This window comes from Streptomyces sp. NPDC097129 (assembly GCF_055668065.1).
The window spans coordinates 1,043,137-1,056,007 of record NZ_JBVOQE010000001.1; the positions used below are offsets into that span (position 1 = coordinate 1,043,137).

At 69.3% G+C, this 12,871-nt stretch carries 11 protein-coding genes and 3 pseudogenes; 7 read left to right on the plus strand and 7 right to left on the minus strand.

From position 1 onward, the window contains the following. Positions 1 to 143: 143 nt before the first annotated feature. The 3 genes from AC0B9F_RS04665 to AC0B9F_RS04675 all read right to left on the minus strand — a co-directional run bounded on the left by AC0B9F_RS04665 (position 144) and on the right by AC0B9F_RS04675 (position 3,635). Positions 144 to 1,061 (minus strand): RNA polymerase sigma-70 factor, encoded by a 918-nt coding sequence (locus tag AC0B9F_RS04665; RefSeq protein ID WP_471998752.1) that lies wholly within the window; start codon positions 1,059 to 1,061, stop codon positions 144 to 146. After that, positions 1,058 to 2,251, minus strand: coding sequence for an NAD(P)/FAD-dependent oxidoreductase (locus tag AC0B9F_RS04670; RefSeq protein WP_471998753.1), 1,194 nt, complete (start codon positions 2,249 to 2,251; stop codon positions 1,058 to 1,060). The genes AC0B9F_RS04665 and AC0B9F_RS04670 overlap by 4 nt, the downstream gene beginning before the upstream one ends. A gap of 556 nt (positions 2,252 to 2,807) precedes the next feature. After that, the gene (locus AC0B9F_RS04675) at positions 2,808 to 3,635 is read right to left on the minus strand and encodes a helix-turn-helix domain-containing protein (protein WP_471999005.1); all 828 of its coding nucleotides are present in this window, start codon (positions 3,633 to 3,635) and stop codon (positions 2,808 to 2,810) included. A 112-nt stretch (positions 3,636 to 3,747) separates the two neighbouring features. Between AC0B9F_RS04675 and AC0B9F_RS04680 the strand changes: the two genes are divergently transcribed. Beyond that, positions 3,748 to 4,524, plus strand: a complete 777-nt coding sequence (locus AC0B9F_RS04680) for an alpha/beta fold hydrolase (RefSeq protein WP_471999006.1) — start codon at positions 3,748 to 3,750, stop codon at positions 4,522 to 4,524. 449 nt (positions 4,525 to 4,973) lie between these two features. After that, positions 4,974 to 5,593 (plus strand): annotated as a pseudogene (locus AC0B9F_RS04685) (IS5 family transposase); the annotation flags it as partial. A gap of 458 nt (positions 5,594 to 6,051) precedes the next feature. Here AC0B9F_RS04685 and AC0B9F_RS04690 read toward each other — a convergent pair. From AC0B9F_RS04690 to AC0B9F_RS04700, 3 genes and pseudogenes are all read right to left on the minus strand, one after another. Continuing rightward, on the minus strand, positions 6,052 to 6,537 hold the full coding sequence (locus AC0B9F_RS04690; protein ID WP_471998754.1) for a hypothetical protein: 486 nt from the start codon (positions 6,535 to 6,537) through the stop codon (positions 6,052 to 6,054). Positions 6,538 to 6,543: 6 nt separating this feature from the next. After that, positions 6,544 to 6,951, minus strand: a pseudogene (locus tag AC0B9F_RS04695) (GNAT family N-acetyltransferase); the annotation flags it as partial. An 86-nt stretch (positions 6,952 to 7,037) separates the two neighbouring features. After that, on the minus strand, positions 7,038 to 7,589 hold the full coding sequence (locus AC0B9F_RS04700) for a flavoprotein (RefSeq protein WP_471998755.1): 552 nt from the start codon (positions 7,587 to 7,589) through the stop codon (positions 7,038 to 7,040). Positions 7,590 to 7,703: 114 nt separating this feature from the next. Between AC0B9F_RS04700 and AC0B9F_RS04705 the strand changes: the two genes are divergently transcribed. The 5 genes and pseudogenes from AC0B9F_RS04705 to tgmC all read left to right on the plus strand — a co-directional run bounded on the left by AC0B9F_RS04705 (position 7,704) and on the right by tgmC (position 12,174). Then, positions 7,704 to 8,888, plus strand: coding sequence for a helix-turn-helix domain-containing protein (locus AC0B9F_RS04705; protein ID WP_471998756.1), 1,185 nt, complete (start codon positions 7,704 to 7,706; stop codon positions 8,886 to 8,888). Positions 8,889 to 9,305: 417 nt separating this feature from the next. Next, positions 9,306 to 9,680, plus strand: coding sequence for a DUF6415 family natural product biosynthesis protein (locus tag AC0B9F_RS04710; protein WP_471998757.1), 375 nt, complete (start codon positions 9,306 to 9,308; stop codon positions 9,678 to 9,680). 140 nt (positions 9,681 to 9,820) lie between these two features. After that, positions 9,821 to 10,114: a putative ATP-grasp-modified RiPP gene (gene tgmA / locus AC0B9F_RS04715; RefSeq protein ID WP_471998758.1), complete on the plus strand. Its 294-nt coding sequence runs from the start codon at positions 9,821 to 9,823 to the stop codon at positions 10,112 to 10,114. Beyond that, positions 10,111 to 11,059, plus strand: a pseudogene (gene tgmB, locus AC0B9F_RS04720) (ATP-grasp ribosomal peptide maturase). Before tgmA ends, tgmB begins: the two are co-directional and overlap by 4 nt. Continuing rightward, entirely contained in the window at positions 11,056 to 12,174 is a 1,119-nt protein-coding gene (tgmC, locus tag AC0B9F_RS04725; RefSeq protein ID WP_471998759.1) for an ATP-grasp peptide maturase system methyltransferase, read from the plus strand. Before tgmB ends, tgmC begins: the two are co-directional and overlap by 4 nt. Positions 12,175 to 12,189: 15 nt before the next feature. Here tgmC and AC0B9F_RS04730 read toward each other — a convergent pair whose 3' ends face one another. Continuing rightward, on the minus strand, positions 12,190 to 12,783 hold the full coding sequence (locus AC0B9F_RS04730) for an SACE_7040 family transcriptional regulator (RefSeq protein ID WP_471998760.1): 594 nt from the start codon (positions 12,781 to 12,783) through the stop codon (positions 12,190 to 12,192). Between the last annotated feature and the right edge of the window lie 88 nt (positions 12,784 to 12,871).

Below are 12,871 nucleotides of genomic sequence, written 5' to 3' on the forward strand. Positions count from 1 at the left end.
GAGCGGCCCCACGGTCACGTCACCGATGTACAGCCTGCGAAGCCGACCCTGTCCGTGGCGTCAGCTGGCGCCACGGGACTGACCCGAGTGCATCGCCGCGCGCCACAGCAAGCGGCCGAGGGCGTCGACATCGATCGGGCGACTCAGGAGAGTTCGTGTCGGGTGCCGTCGGCGACGGCGTGGAGCTTGTCGGGGTTGGCCACGTTGTGGATGGCCGAGATGCGGCCTTCCGGGTCGAAGTCGAAGGTCATCGTGGCGATCACGCGCTCCGGGCCGTGGAAGACCACGCCCGGGCCGCCGTTGATCCAGGTGAGCTCTGCCCGCATCTGCCCGGGTTCGATGCCCTGGTAGGTCGCGGTGCCGAGCGCGGCGAACCAGCCAGCCACGGTCTTCAGGCCCACGACCGGCTTGAGGGCCTGACGGACCTTGCCACCGCCATCGGTCCACAGGGTGACGTCCGGGGACAGCAGCTCCATGAGGGTGTTGATGTCGCCGCCCGTCGCCGCCGCGAAGAACCGCTCGGCGATGTCGCGTTGACGAGAGCGGTCGGTGCTGAAACGGGGCCGGCGGGCCTGGACATGCTCGCGGGCGCGGTGCGCGGCCTGCCGGACCGCCGGCTCCGAGCGTTCCACCGCCTCCGCGATCTCCACGTAGCTGAAGGCGAAGACCTCCTTCAGCACGAAGACCGCGCGCTCCAGGGGGCTCAGCGTCTCCAGGACGACCAGCAGGGCCATGGAGACCGAGTCCGCCGCGGCGACGCCGTCGGCGGTGTCCGGGCCGGTGAGGATCGGCTCGGGCAGCCATGGCCCGACATAGGTCTCGCGCTGGTGGCGGGTCGAACGAAGCAGCTCCATCGCCAGGTTGGAGACGATCCGGGTCAGGTAGGCCTTGGGGTCGGCGACCTGGGAACGATCGGCCGCCGACCACTTGAGCCAGGCGTCCTGGACCACGTCCTCGGCGTCGGCGGCGGTGCCGAGGATGCGGTAGGCGACGGAGAAGAGCAGCGTGCGGTACTGCTGGAAGGCGAGCTGGTCGGCGTCGGCCGGCTGCGGCTGGGTCACTTGGCACTCCGGATCCGGGTGTAGCGGCCGCCGTGCGGCCAGAGGGCGCCCGAGGCGGGCATCTTCTTCATGCGGACGAAGGTCGGCCACGGCGCGGCGGTGACCGTCTCCTTGTACTTCGCGGCCCGCTTGCCGGTCAGCACGATCCGGCGCGGGCTGTCGTCGGGGTGGGTGAACTGCACGACGGCATCGTTTCGGCCCAGGCTGACGGGCGTGTGGTAGTAGCCGAAGCGGAAGGACTTGGGCTCCTTGCCGGCCAGCACCCGCAGGATCGACAGGGCCGCGTGCACACCGGTGGGCATGCCGCCCTGGCAGGTCCCGTGCATCACACCGTAGCCCTGACGGATCGCCGCCGCGTCGCCCACGGCGTAGACGTCCGGGTGGGAGACCGAGCGCAGCGCGCCGTCGGTGACCACCCGGCCCCGCTCGTCGACGGCCAGGCCCGCAGCGGCGGCCAGCGGGGAGACGCGGGTGCCGCTGGTCCACAGCACCGCGGCCGCCGGGATGCTGGAGCCGTCCGCGAGCTCGACGCTGTCCGGCAGCACCTTGACCACGTCGACGCCGCTGCGCACCCGCACGCCGAGCCGGGCGAGCGCCGCGTCCAGGTGGGCCTTGGCCTTCGGGCGCATGCCCGCGCCCGGCTCCTGCCGGCCCAGCAGTACCACCTGGAGTTGCGGGTGCCGCTCGGCGATCTCCGCGGCGGCCTCGATACCGGTGAGACCGCTGCCGCCGACCACGACGGTCCCGCCGTCGAGCCCGGCCAGGCGGTCGGCGAGAAGGGCGGCGTCCTGCGGGCTGTTGAGGGTGTAGGCGTGGTCGTCCACGCCGGGGACCGCGACGGTGTCCGCGATGCTGCCCAGGCCGTAGACCAGGGTGTCGTAGCGCAGGATGCGGTCGTCGTCGATCCGGACGGTCTTCGCCCCGGCGTCCACGGCAGTAACCCAGCCACGGACGAAGCCGGCCCCGGTGCCCTCCAGCAGCTCCGGGATGTTCATCTCGGCCGTCTCCTGGCCGGTGGCGGTCATGTGCAGCCGGAGCCGCTCGGTGAAGGTGTCGTACGGGTTGACCAGCGTCACTCGCAGGTCACCGCGCTTCCTGGTGCGGGCCGCCAGCTGGATCGCGGCGGAGAGCCCGGCGTAACCGGCGCCCAGGACCAGGACCTCGTGCTGCTGCGCTGCTGTCGCGTTCATCGCTCTGCCGCCTCTTTCGTGTCGTCTGTTCCCGCCTTGCGGACGACCACCAGACGCAAGCTGCCCTTCCGAACGTGACATGAGGTTGACGTGGTCCGCGTCACATTAGAAAGAGAGGGAGCGGGCGGCACGGCATCAGCACCCCCCGAGCGCCGCGACGCGCAGCATTCAATCATGATCGACCAGGATCGACTGGCTCTGCACGGTAACTGACGGAACAACAGAAACCGCAAGTCAGCGGCACATCTGGTGCTTCGACGCCGCCCGCGAGCGCGACCGCCTTCACCCCACCCTCGACCAGCGGAACTACGCCCTCACCACTTGATCCCGAGCTTCACTCGAAACGAACCGCGCCCAAATCACCGATCGTCACCACCCAGACACCTGAGCGGCGCCGCCCACTACCGGCTCCGGACTCAAGCCCCCGAAGGACTTCTGGAGCCGACCACTTAGAGGTCTCGCAGCCAGGCACGGTGGTACCCAAGCACCCGAGGCAGGGACAGTGACCTTGCGATCATGGAGTTGCGACGCTCCGTGATCATGGATGAGTACCCCCTCACTCGACGGCCACCCTCGCCTGCCACGCGCCCGGGCGCACGCCTGTCGCCTTCCGGAAGAACACCGAGAAGTTGGACGCGTCGGGGAAGCCGAGCGTGTTGGCGCAGGCGGTCGCGGTGAGGCGGTCGTGTGCGAGGAGCCGTTTGGCTTCCAGGACGATCCGATCGACGATGTACGCCTTCGCGCTGCGGCCGGTGACCTGCTGCACCGCTCTTGAGAGGGTGCGGGGAGCGTATCCCAGTGTCCGGGCGTAATAGCCGGCGTCATGATGTTCCCGGAAGTGCGCTTCGACGCTGGACCGGAACAGTCGGAACACCGGATTGATCGACCGTGCATCGGCGTGCGGGGGCCGGAGCCGGGCGATAAGCGCGGACAGCAGGATCTCGGGCAGCTCCGTCGAGATATCCCCGGGTGGGGCGGATGCTTCGAGCAGGAGATGGTTGCGCGCGGTGTCGACGAACGGCCAGTCGGCGTCGGGAATGCTCCAGTGAGCGACCAGGTCCGGGGACGCGACGAGCTCCCGGGTGGCGTGGGTGACCGGCGCGGTCGGCACGAACAGCACGACGTGCCCAGCCACGCCAGTGATGTCGTCCCATCGGTGCACAGCTCCAGGAGCGACCCACACCGCGGACCGCTCCTGGAGCGGGTGTCGGAGGAAGTCCACGGTGACGGATCCGTGCCCGGCATCGACGACGGCGAGGACGTGGAAGTCGGCGCGCTGTGTCCCGCCGTCGTTCAGCTCGCGAAGGCGGTCGAACGTCATGGCTTCGACAGTGGCGGCACGGCGCCCGACGGGCTGGTAGGTCATCTGCCGGATCACGGTCATCTGTCCAGTTTCCACCATCAGGCGACCAGTCATGCCGATGCCCCGACACAGCGGAAGGAATTCAATCAACACACAGAACAACTGCCCCAGAACACTGATCGAGAGGGTCATGATGAACACGACGCAGCAGCCGCTACTGCCCGCTTATGACCACCGGCCGGGGAGCGGACCGACCCTGGTGTTTCTGCACTACTGGGGCGGATCCGCCCGCGCCTGGGACCTCGTCGTCGACCGCCTCGCCGGACGCGACATGCTCACTGTCGACTTCCGCGGGTGGAGCCGCTCGAGCAACCTGGCCGGCCCTTACACCCTCCGGCAACTCGCCGACGACACGCTCGCCGTGATCGCCGACGCGGGCGTCACCGACTACATCCTCGTCGGACATTCCATGGGTGGCAAGGTCGCGCAGCTCATAGCGGCGACCCGGCCCACCGGCCTCCGCGGGATCATCCTCGTCGGTTCCGCTCCGGCGAAGCCCGCCGCAGGGATCACTCCCGAGTACCGGGAACGCCTTTCCCACGCCTACGACTCCAACGAGTCCGTCGCTGACGCACGGGATCACATCCTCACCGCGACAGAGCTGCCCGAATCGATCAAGTCGCAGATCGCGACCGACTCGCGCGCCAGTACCGACGCCGCCCGCACGGAGTGGCCGCTGCGCGGCATCGCGGAGGACGTCAGCGAGCACACCCGCATGATCAGCGTCCCTGCCCTCGTCGTCGCCGGAGAGAACGACCATGTCGAGCCCGTCGACGTGCTCGTCAACAACCTGGTGCCCTACCTCTCCGGAGCTGACTTCACGGTGATTCCGAACACGGGTCACCTGATCCCACTGGAAGCTCCGGCCGACCTCATCGACGCAATCACGGCCTTCGCGCCAGCAGCCTGACCATCTGCGCGTCCTGAAAATCCACAGTGATGATGGCTGGGTGATCGCTTCGGACCTGACCCAAAAATCCACCGACGCTGTTGAGTTGTCCTGGCGAGGATGCGTCGGTCCGGGGCGATCATGCGCGTGGCCACATCCCCGCCACACCTGCTTGCCGTGGCCGACCGGGGCGACGAGCATGTCGGCCTCACCCCCGACGCCGTGCCGACAGGCGGGGCCCTTGTTCATGGACTACCTGTAGGCCGGTGACGTCGAGGGTCTGCCTACCGCCCGGGCCCAGAGGGATGTGGTGAGGGCGCCCCCACGAACCAGAACGAGCCCGCGGTATGGCCACGAGACCTCTGACCCGATCGTCGTGGGCACCAGCCGACGACCAGCGCGAGTAGTTCTCCTGCCCCTCACACCAGAGCCGTGACCAGCAACTTCACCACGCACACCACTCATTGGGGAGACCTGTGTGGATCGCCATGGGCGTCTTCGCGCGGCTCAAGCAGATCGCGCTGGAGTCCTACGACCGGATCGTCGGGCTGGAGCTCGACCAGATCGCCGTCGACGGCTCGATCACCAAGGCCCCCGGAGGCGGCGAGGTAGCCGGGCGTTCCCCAGTCGACCGCGGCAAACAGGGCCGGAAACGCTCGGGCATGACGGACGGTTACGGAATTCCGCTGGGCCGGGTCCTGGCCGGGGCCAACCGACACGACTCCCCGCTGCTCGCCTCGACACTGGACCGCCTGGACGACCTCGGACCGCTGCCCGACGACATCACCGTCCATCTGGACGCCGGCTACGACTCCGACAAGACTCGCGCCCTGCTCGACGCGCGCGGCTTGCACGGCCGGATCGCGCACAAGGGCGAGAAGGCACCCATCCAAGCAAGCCGAAGGTGGCACGTGGAGCGCACCCACGCCTGGAGAACGCCTTCCACCGCCTCGCCCGCTGCTACGAGCGCCGGGCCATCGTCGTCAACGCCTTCTTCGATCTCGCCGACACGATCACCACCGTCCGTAACCTGATCCGCCAGGTATGGAAGACCCACCGCTGGGACGAACGCCCGCACCGCCGACCATGAGTACACGCCTATCTGCGAGACCTCTTAGCCAGGCCGACGTGGCTGGCAGGTCCCTACTAGGCCGGCAACCCCCGACATCGCGCGCCTTGCCCCCTGGCAGCGCTTGGCCCTAACCGGCGGCGGCAGCCCTGGCGTGGCGGACAGATCACGGTCCCGCTACCCGCACCCGCCAAGCCCACCCGGCGTCCATGCGAGGCGCCACCGCGCCCCACACCCCGGTCGGCCGCCCAGCCGACCCGATCGACGCCCCACCCGGGCCCCCGCTCTCCCGGGCCGCTCGCTCGCTTCTCCCCCGTGCTGGAGCGGGCCGGGTCAAGGGTGGCCCGCAGGGCCATCGGCGCAGCCGACGCGCAGCGCCCTTGACGCGGCCCGCGGAAGCACGACCCTGACGGGGAAGCGAGCGGCCCCACGGTCACGTCACCGATGTACGGCCTGCGAAGCCGACCCTGTCCGTGGCGTCAGCTGGCCCTAACCGCTCCCTCCGGCCAGACGACGTCCACCGGCAGCCCGGCCTCCCTGGCTTCAAGGACGGTGTCCGCTGTACCGCCGCCCTTACCCGAGGGCGGCTCGCCGTTCCAGACGGCCACGAGGCGATCAGCTCGGCCGAGCAACGTGCGGTTGGCGTCCTCGTACGCCGCTCGATTCGCGGACTGGTGATCGAGCAGGACCACTTCTCCGGCCGCTTCGAGGAGCCGGTCGAAAGTCTCGGCATGGTCGGGCTTGACCTTGTTCGCCCGGTAGTCCTTCGAGGGGATGACCGCGACCAGGAGGCCACCGAGTTCCAGGACGACTTCAGCGAACAGCGAATCGGACCCGTTGGCGATACAGGAGACGCCCGTGAGGGCGTCGGCGTACGGCTCCAACACCTTCCGCAGCGCCTCGCGCACCAAAGGCACAGTGCTGTCGGTCAGGTCCATGTGCCCGGTCACGGCGATCGTGGTCACGTTGCTTCAAACCTTCCGTGTGGAGACGAAGCCGAGTGAGGCCAGCCCCTCGTCGCGGCAAAGGCGGTCGGAGGCACCTCCGACCTCCGTCTGGAGGAGCTGGTAGTCAGCGCCACGGGACTGACCCCAGTGCATCGCCGCGCGCCACAGCAAGCGGCCCAGCTCCCTGCCACGGGCCTCGGGCAACGCGGCGAAATACTGAGGCATCAGCTGGCGGTAGCCGACCGCGTCACGGCGGATCTCCATGGGGCCGATGGCTCCCACGACACGTCCTTCCAGGGCTGCCGTCAGGACCGGCCCGCAGCCCCCTGCCTGCATCTGGGTGTACAGGAAGAACAAGCCGTCGCCTGCCATGGCCCTGGCGTAGGCCTCGAACGTCTTCCGTACAGCGGCCGGCCACTCGGGGAACGCACGCGCCAGTCAGCGGCCGCCACAGCCGACCGCATCGGCACCCGCTGCTGCCCGACAGTGCGGGATCTGCCCACCGGCGCCGCCCAGGGTCACCGCGCTGCAACGCTGTCCTCGGCTGCCCCGAGCACCAGGTGCCACGGGTACTCCTTGGGCTTGCCCTGGCCAGGCTGGTTCGGTACGAAACCGCCCTCGCCGTAGAGGACTCGCACGCCCATCTCGCGCAGCTCCGCGACGCTGCGTTCGAACTGCCGGTGTTGCACGTAGGCCGCGTTCACGCACGGCATCGCGACCGTGGGAATGCCCTTCCCGATCCCCTCCGCGACGACACCGACCACGAAGTCCCGGGTGATGCCGAGCGCCCACGCGTTGACGGTATTGAAGGTCACGGGAGCCACCGCGATCACATCGGCCCTGGGCCACACGTCCGGCTCGCCCGGCAGCTTGTACTCGCTGCGCACGGGGTGCCCGGTCAGCCGCTCAAGCTCCGCCCGCTGCGGCTCCAGCCAGCGCGCGGCGGTGGGAGTCAGACCAAGGCACACATCGAAGCCACGCTCATGAGCGTCCTCGATGACCGTCGCCACATCGAACACCGGAGGGGCGGCAGAACCGAACAGGTAAAGGACGGGTCGCGTCGTCGTCATTCACCCATCCGATCACAAGCCACCTGCCCGACGGCAAAGGAGCGGGACGGAAGGGTCACGCTCACATCACTGCGCGAGTACCTTTCCCAGTGGGTGCTCAGACGGGAGACGGGGATGCCCACACAGGACGAAAACCACACGGGCGCACGCATCAAGGAACAGCGCAGACTGGCCAGACTCACGCAACGTCAGTTGGCCTCGCTACTGCCCTACTCCTACAGCTACCTCAACCAAGTCGAGTGCGGGGCCCGCCCGGCCACCACCGCCTTCGTCGCCGCGTGCGCCAAGGCCCTCAAGGTCGACGTCACCGTGCTGACCGGACAGCCATACATCACCGAATTGCAACGCGACCGCCTCGCCGAACTGATCCGGCCCATCCGAGAGTCGCTCGACCTCTACGACCTCGGGCCCAACCCGGACCTGGCCGTCCGTCCACCGGACCGGCTCATCGCGAGCGCCAACCAGTTGTGCGCCGACGTACGCGCGACCCGACTGCGCAACGCGGCCCGCGATCTGCCCGGGGTGGTCGCCGAACTGACCCACACCGCGTGGTCAACGCCGTCCACCGAGCTGTGGCAGGCGCTCGCATCCGCCTACCGCACAGCACACGACATCAGTGTGAAGCTCGGCTATTACGACCTGTCCTCCGTCGCACTTGACCGCATGGACTGGGCGGCGCAACGGGCCTCCGACGCAAGTCTGGCGGCTGTGCGGCAGTACATGCGGGCCCTGGTGTATTTCCGTGAGGGTGAGTACCTGATCGGTAAGCGACTCATTGCAGCCGGGCACAAGGTCGTGGCCCAGGCCGATCACTCGCGCGAAGCGGTCGCCGTTACCGGGCAGTTGCACCTTGGTGGAGCAGTCATCGCCGCACGCACCGGCAATCAGGCGATCGTGGATCAGCACCTCGAAGAGGCGCGCCGGATCGCAGAGCGCATCGGCGACGCCTCGGACGTCCACTGGCTCAGCTTCGGCCCCGTGAACGTCGCCCTGCACCAGCTGTCTGCAGCCGTGGAAATGCGCCGCTTCGAAGACGCGCTGAAGCAAGCCCGGATGATCAAGCTACCGACTCAGATGGCCACCTCCCGGCGAGCTCATTTCCTCATCGACCAGGCCCGCGCCGAGATGGAGACCGGTCGCGGCGATGCGGCGCTGAAGTCGTTGGTGGAAGCCCGCCGCCTGGCGCCGGAACAGACTCGCTACCACCCGGCCGCACGAGAGACGATCACTGGTCTGGTACATCTGGCCCGCCGCACACCGGACACGCTCAATCACATGGCGGCCTGGGTGGGCCTGTAGCGGTGCTCGCAACACTCACAGAACTGTGAGTGTTGCGGCCCTAGCGGAGCGTCACGCTGTTCTCACACCTCGTCAATGGTGAGCGGCACCAGGCAAGTTGAGCGAACACCGCCCAGCCTGCGCGATCAGGCCACTCAGCCGCTGGCACCGAGGTGCGCCCCGGCGGCCGCGCGAACGGCCCCGGGGCCGGCCAACGCTGCGAAGGAGCGCCGACGTGACGAACGGTACATGCCCTGCCGGGAACCGCACATCAGCCGCGAAGATGACCATCCGGGTGTACAAGGTGGACCACCACGGCACGGTCACTCAGGACCTTGGGACGGTCAACGTCCTACCCACCGAGGAAGCTCCGTCGCTCACCGGCGCGTTCCCTCCCTGTGCGTGCCCGCGCTGTCGGGCCGGACAGGCGGTGGCCCGGTGAGCGCCACCTTCGAGAGCAACAACGCCACCGCCCCGCTGGACATCGTCACCATGCGGGAGACCACCGAGCACGTGCTCGGTCCGGAAGGCGAGGTACCGCCCCCGGCACCCGCGGACCCGGACACGCTCGCCGCCCTGCTCCGCGGCCACCTGCAACTGCTCATCCCCGAAGTCGCCGAGAGGGCGGCCCGGCTGCCGAGGGACAGCGTCTCCCGCTACTGCGCCCTCGCCTGCATCGGCGAGGCCCGTCGCAAGCTGGACGCAGCGCCCAGTGCCCGCTTCGGCGGCCCCGCCGGCCACGCCCGCCGCCTGGCCCGCGTGCTGCGCGCCCTGTGCGACCACTACGAGAACGCGGAACACGGCGAGCGGTGACACCGCTCAGAGCAATGCCGGTCCGCGCCCCGGTACCGGCGCGGACCCCCGGCCGGCGTACCCCCACGGCGACCGCAGGGTCAGGGTCGCATCCCGGAACTCCCGTACTCGACCAACGCCCGACAGTGAAGGAGCACACCTTGTTCGTCCACTCCGACCGGCTCCCGACCGGCACGCCACTGCCCTCCGGCGCCCGCACCCTCACCCCGTGGGGGCTGGGCCGCATGGCCCCGTACCCGACCATGGCCCCGGACTACGCGCACGCCGAGATCGACCCGGTCACCCAGGCTGCCGTCTTCTTCGACGCCGACGGGCACGTCCTGGAGATGCCCGGCCACGGCACCAGCACCGGCACCTCGCCGTCCACAGGCACCAGTCCCGACGGCAACGGCTCCACGCAGGACAGCGACACGGGCAGTGACAGCGACCAGTGAGTGAGCCGCGTCCGGTGCTGGTCGTCACCAGCCTGTACGACCCCCACCGCCGACGTGGTGATCAGCGAGCTGCACGACCGTGGTGTCCCGGTCGTGCGGCTCGACTCCGGGCACTTCCCGGCATCACTGTCGGTGAAGGCCGAGATCACCGATCGTGGCATCCGGGGGCGTATCTCCACCCCGTCCCGCACGGCGGACCTGTCCCGCATCCGCGCCCTCTACTACCGTCGTCCCTCCGGCTTCTCGTTCCCGCACCTGACCGAGCAGGACGCGCGATTCGCCGTCACCCAGGCCCGCTACGGCCTCGGCGGCGTACTGGCCTCCCTGCCAGGCTGTCTGTACGTCAACCACCCGCACCGCATGGGTGACGCGGAGTTCAAGCCCTCGGGTCTGGCCGCAGCGGTGCAGGCCGGCTTCGACGTACCGCCCACGCTAGTGACGTCCGAACCGGACGCCGCCCGGGCGTTCATCGAGCGGCACGGCCCGGTCATCTACAAGCCCCTGCACAATCCGGTGTATCTGGTCGACGGCGTCTCATCCGTCGTCGAGGTCGCCGAGGTGACGGACGAAGACATCGACGACCGCGTGGCCGGGACGGTGCATCTGTTCCAGAAGCGCGTCCCGAAGACAGCCGACGTCCGCGTGACGGTCATCGGCCCCCGTGTGTTCTGCGTGCGCATCGACTCGGACCTGCTGGACTGGCGCACCGACTACAGCCGTCTGACGTACACCCCGGTCGGGCCCCCGCCCGGCATCGAGGCCGCCCTGCAGCGCTACCTGTGCCACTTCGGGCTGGTCTTCGGCGCTTTCGACTTCTGCGTGGACGGCGACGGTCGATGGTGGTTCCTGGAATGCAATCCCAGCGGCCAGTGGTACTGGCTCCAGACGGAGACCGGCATGCCCATGCTGACAGCGCTGGCAGACCTGTTGGAGACGACGTCATGACCGACCCCGCCCACCTCCACGCGTCGCTCATCGAAGAACTGGCGGAAGGAGGCAGTCTGCGCTCACCCGCGTGGAAGCAGGCGGCCGAAGCGGTCCCGCGGCACGAGTTCCTCCGCGGCGGCTTCTTCCGCCGTATCCACAACTCCGTGCCCTCCGCCTGGGAGCCCGTCCAGGAAAGCGACCCCGGCTGGCTCGGAGCCTGCTACGCCAACGAGTCGCTGGTGACCCAGATCGCCGGCACCGTCGTACCGACCGACGTCCGCGGCCGCATCATGCGGGAGCCGACCAGCTCCAGCACGCTCCCGTCCCTCGTCCTGCGCATGCTGGAGGAGCTCCAGGTCGAGCCCGGGATGCGGGTGCTGGAGATCGGCACCGGCACCGGGTACTCCACCGCGTTGCTCGCCCGGCGGCTCGGCGAGGAGAACGTCACCTCCATCGAGTACGACGAAGACGTGGCCGCCAGGGCACACAACGCCCTCGGCCGGCTCGGCATCCACCCGACGCTCGTCACCGGGGACGGGCTGTGCGGGTACGCCGGCGACGCCCCGTACGACAGGATCATCGCCACCTGTGGTGTACGGACGATCCCCCTGGCCTGGATCGAGCAGACCCGCCCCGGTGGGATCATCCTCGCCACGGTCGGCGGCTGGCTCGGCGCATCGGAGCTGGCCCGGCTGACCGTGCACGACGACGGCACCGCGTCCGGGCCACTGCTCGGCGGCCAGGTCGGCTTCATGCTCGCCCGGCCGCACCTGCCGCCGCCGCTCGGCCTTCTGCCGGATCTGAGCACCGGCGAGGAACGCGAAACCTCGGCCGGGCCCGACGCCCTCGACGACTGGGCTTCCAGGTTCGTGGTGCAGGCGGCCGTGCCGGAGGCCCAGCGCCTCACGCTAGAACGCGACGGCGGCCGCGAGGACGTCGTCATCGACGTCGCATCCGGCTCGTGGGGCGCCCTTCACGACGACGGCCGAAGCCGAACCGTACGACAAGACGGCCCGCACGCCCTCTGGGACACTGCCGAAGAGCACCTGCACCGCTGGTGGGACGCCGGCGCGCCCGGCCTGGAGCGCTTCACGCTCCACGTCACACCTCGCGGGCACAGCTACCGCTGGTAGGTCACCCGCAGCCCGCTAGGACGATTCCGCCGCCGCGAACGCCCCCCGCGCCATCCGGTGCAGCAGTTCCGCCGTCGTCCCGCGTCCGGGCAGGCCACCGCGACCCAGGTGCGGGGTGGAGTTCAGCAGGCCGAAGACCGAGTGGACCGCCGAGCGGGCCGCCGGTTCCGCCAGGCCGGGGTACGTCTCGCGGACGATCTCCACCCACAGCTCGACGTACTGCCGCTGGAGCTGGCGCACCAGCTTGCGGTCGCTGTCGCGCAGGCGGTCCAGTTCACGGTCGTGGAGGGTGATCAGCGGGCGGTCGTCCAGCGCGAAGTCGATGTGGCCCTCGATCAGCGAGTCCAGTACGGCGCTCGCCGGCACCCCGTCCGCCTCCGCCACCCGGCGCTTCGCACCGGTCAGCAGCTGTCCGCTGATCCCGACGAGCAGCTCGGCGAGCATCGCGTCCTTGCCGGGGAAGTGCCGGTACAGCCCCGGCCCGCTGATCCCCACGGCCGCGCCTATCTCGTCGACGCCGACGCCGTGGAAACCGCGTTCGGCGAACAGCCGGGCAGCCGCCTTGAGGATCTGCTCGCGGCGGGTCGGGGCGTCGGTTCTGGTGGCCATGCCGTCAATTCTAGACAGGCAGGTTAGCGGTCGTTAACCTGAAGGAGATGGTTAACGCTCATTAACAGTGATCGCTGGGTGAGGGGAC

Excerpts from the sequence above, each read along its gene's own strand:
- AC0B9F_RS04675 (WP_471999005.1), bottom strand. The coding sequence starts at position 3,635 with ATGACCGTGATCCGGCAGATGACCTACCAGCCCGTCGGGCGCCGTGCC.
- AC0B9F_RS04730 (WP_471998760.1), bottom strand. The coding sequence starts at position 12,783 with ATGGCCACCAGAACCGACGCCCCGACCCGCCGCGAGCAGATCCTCAAG.
- AC0B9F_RS04705 (WP_471998756.1), top strand. The coding sequence starts at position 7,704 with ATGCCCACACAGGACGAAAACCACACGGGCGCACGCATCAAGGAACAG.
- AC0B9F_RS04700 (WP_471998755.1), bottom strand. The coding sequence starts at position 7,589 with ATGACGACGACGCGACCCGTCCTTTACCTGTTCGGTTCTGCCGCCCCT.
- AC0B9F_RS04670 (WP_471998753.1), bottom strand. The coding sequence starts at position 2,251 with ATGAACGCGACAGCAGCGCAGCAGCACGAGGTCCTGGTCCTGGGCGCC.
- AC0B9F_RS04680 (WP_471999006.1), top strand. The coding sequence starts at position 3,748 with ATGAACACGACGCAGCAGCCGCTACTGCCCGCTTATGACCACCGGCCG.
- tgmC (WP_471998759.1), top strand. The coding sequence starts at position 11,056 with ATGACCGACCCCGCCCACCTCCACGCGTCGCTCATCGAAGAACTGGCG.